The organism is Hyphomonas sp. UBA3601 (genome assembly GCF_002375605.1).
Taxonomy (GTDB): Bacteria; Pseudomonadota; Alphaproteobacteria; order Caulobacterales; family Hyphomonadaceae; genus Hyphomonas.
The window spans coordinates 25,626-28,064 of sequence record NZ_DFME01000047.1 but is presented as its reverse complement, the minus strand read 5'-3'; the positions used below and the strand labels follow the sequence as shown (position 1 = coordinate 28,064).

Here is a 2,439-nt window from a genome sequence, read left to right as displayed (position 1 = left end):
CCTGCCATTCTGACCCCGCCCTGCCCGCAAGGAGCCCCGACATGCTGAAATCCATTCTGACTGCCGTCACGGCTGCCGCCTTCCTGGCCATGCCTGCCCTTGCCGAAGACCTGTCTGTTGGCCACTCCAAGGGCTCGAAAGACGCGCCACTGACGATCATCGAATACGGGTCTCTCACATGCGGTGGATGCAAATACTTCCACGACAAGATCCTGCCACGCATCGAGGCCGATTATATCGAGACCGGCAAGGTCCGTTTCATCTTCCGTGAAGTCCTGCGCAATGATGTCGATACGGCCCTCGTCACCATGGCGCGCTGCGCCGGCCGGGACAAATTCTTCGAGGCAACCGACACAATGTTTGCGCGCCAGCCTGATGTCATCAAGTCTGCGCAAGCTGGTACAGTGCTCGACACTTTCATCGAGATCGGCACGCCCTATGGCATTCGGGACATCGACACGTTCAATGCCTGCTACACCGACATGAATGTCCGGCTCGACATGGCCGAAGTGCAGGAAAGCGCCGAGGCATATGAGCTGCGCGGCACGCCAACGCTGGTTATCAATGGCGAGGAAAAATATGTCGATGACGACTTCAAGTCGGCCGATGCGTTCGCCGCTTATCTCGACACACAGCTTGCCGCACTCTCCGATTCGACCGGTTCAGAGGCAAATTAGTTAACAGAACAGGTGGTTGCAGTTAATCAATTGGCAACCAAACCGACTCAATCCTTAACGCGAAGGTTATGACCATGAATTTCTTCTCACGACGCACTGCGCTTGCAGCGATTTCAGCGCTGGCCCTGGTCGCCTGTGGCGACACCGGTGCCGACACATCGCCTGCAGGTGGCGACGCCGTGACCGCTGGCAGCGAGCTTGGCCACGTCAAAGGGGCGGCCGACGCACCTGTCACCCTGATCGAGTATGCCTCACCCACCTGCCCGGCCTGCAAATACTGGCATGACGACATCCAGCCAGTTGTCCAGTCGGACTATATCGACTCCGGCAAGGTGAAACTCGTCTTCCGCGAATACCCACTGCACGCACCGGATGTGCCTGCCTACCTCGTCGCCATGTGCGCGGGCGAAGACAAGTATTTCGACGTGCTGGACGAGCTGTTCGAATACCAGTCCGGCATCATTGAATCTGCGCAAAACGGCGTCCTGAAGGCCATGCTCCAGACCATTGGCCAGCGTCATGGCATCGAGACCGAGGCCGACTTCGATGCCTGCATGAACAATCGCGACTTGCGCCAGCAGATGGCGGACATCTACCAGACATCCGAAAAGTTCGGCGTCACCGGCACACCAACCTTCATTATCAATGGTGAAGTGCACCAGTTCGCCAACATGAACTCCGCTGACAAGGTCACAGCCGCGCTGGACGCTGCGCTTGAAGCTGCCGGCGTCTCCACAGACGAGTAGGGATATGGGGGAGCCAGTATGAAGATAACCGAACTCCGTATTGCTGGCTTCAAATCCTTTGTGGACCCTCAGGACGTGCCAATCGAACCCGGCCTGACCGGGATCGTCGGGCCGAATGGCTGTGGCAAGTCCAATCTTCTGGAAGCCCTTCGCTGGGCCATGGGCGCAAGCTCTGCACGTGCCATGCGCGGCGGGGAGATGGATGACCTCATCTTCTCCGGTGCGGATGGCCGCCCCGCCCGCGAGACCGCTGAAGTCACGCTCGTGCTGGACAATTCCAAACGCACCGCGCCACCGGAATTCAACGCCTCCGACACACTGGAAGTCATCCGCCGCCTGAAGCGCGGCGCAGGCTCCACCTACAAGCTGAATGGCCGGACTGTACGCGGCAAGGACATCCAGCTCCTGTTCGCGGATGCTTCGACCGGCGCGAACTCCCCGGCTCTCGTACGCCAGGGTCAGATTTCGGAACTGATCGGCTCCAAGCCGCAGAACCGCCGCCGTATCCTTGAGGAAGCCGCCGGCATTGCAGGCCTCAATTCCCGCCGTCACGAAGCCGAACTGAAGCTGAACGGCGCCGAGACCAATCTGGAGCGCCTGTCGGAAGTCTCCGCTGAAGTCGAGCGCCAGCTCGCCAGCCTCAAGCGCCAGGCCGCCAAGGCCCGCAAATACAAGCGCCTGTCTGAAGAGATCCACGCCCTCGACGCGCTGATCGCGCACCTGCGCTGGCATGAGGCCAAACTCGCCTGCGACACGGCCCGCACGCAATTGGACGAAGCCCGCCGCGCGGTTGAGGAAAAGACACGCGAAGACGCGATGCGGGAACGCGAGCGCATTGAGGCCGGTGAAGGACTCAATCCCCTGCGCGAAGCTGAAAGCGTTGCCGCCGCCAAGCTCGGACAGGCCCGCATCACGCTGGCAAGGCTGGAAACCGAGCGCAAGGTCGCCGCCGAGACCCATGAACGCCTCGATGCCGAAGCGACCCGCCTGATGGAAGACATCGAGCGCGAGCAGGA

At 60.6% G+C, this 2,439-nt stretch carries 3 protein-coding genes; all 3 read left to right on the top strand.

Going from position 1 to position 2,439, the window contains the following annotated elements:
- Positions 1-41 precede the first annotated feature (41 nt).
- Entirely contained in the window at positions 42-677 is a 636-nt protein-coding gene (locus tag B4F73_RS05630) for a DsbA family protein (protein ID WP_290482698.1), read from the top strand.
- Between the two features lie 74 nt (positions 678-751).
- Positions 752-1,423 carry a DsbA family protein gene (locus tag B4F73_RS05625; RefSeq protein ID WP_290481743.1) on the top strand — a complete coding sequence of 224 codons (672 nt, stop codon included), beginning with the start codon at positions 752-754 and terminating at the stop codon, positions 1,421-1,423.
- Between the two features lie 18 nt (positions 1,424-1,441).
- Positions 1,442-2,439: AAA family ATPase (locus B4F73_RS05620; protein ID WP_290482697.1), on the top strand; the 998-nt coding region annotated here is incomplete at its 3' end.

Bases quoted from the DNA above. Each gene is read 5' to 3' on its own strand.
- B4F73_RS05630 (WP_290482698.1), top strand. From the start codon at position 42: ATGCTGAAATCCATTCTGACTGCCGTCACGGCTGCCGCCTTCCTGGCC.
- B4F73_RS05625 (WP_290481743.1), top strand. From the start codon at position 752: ATGAATTTCTTCTCACGACGCACTGCGCTTGCAGCGATTTCAGCGCTG.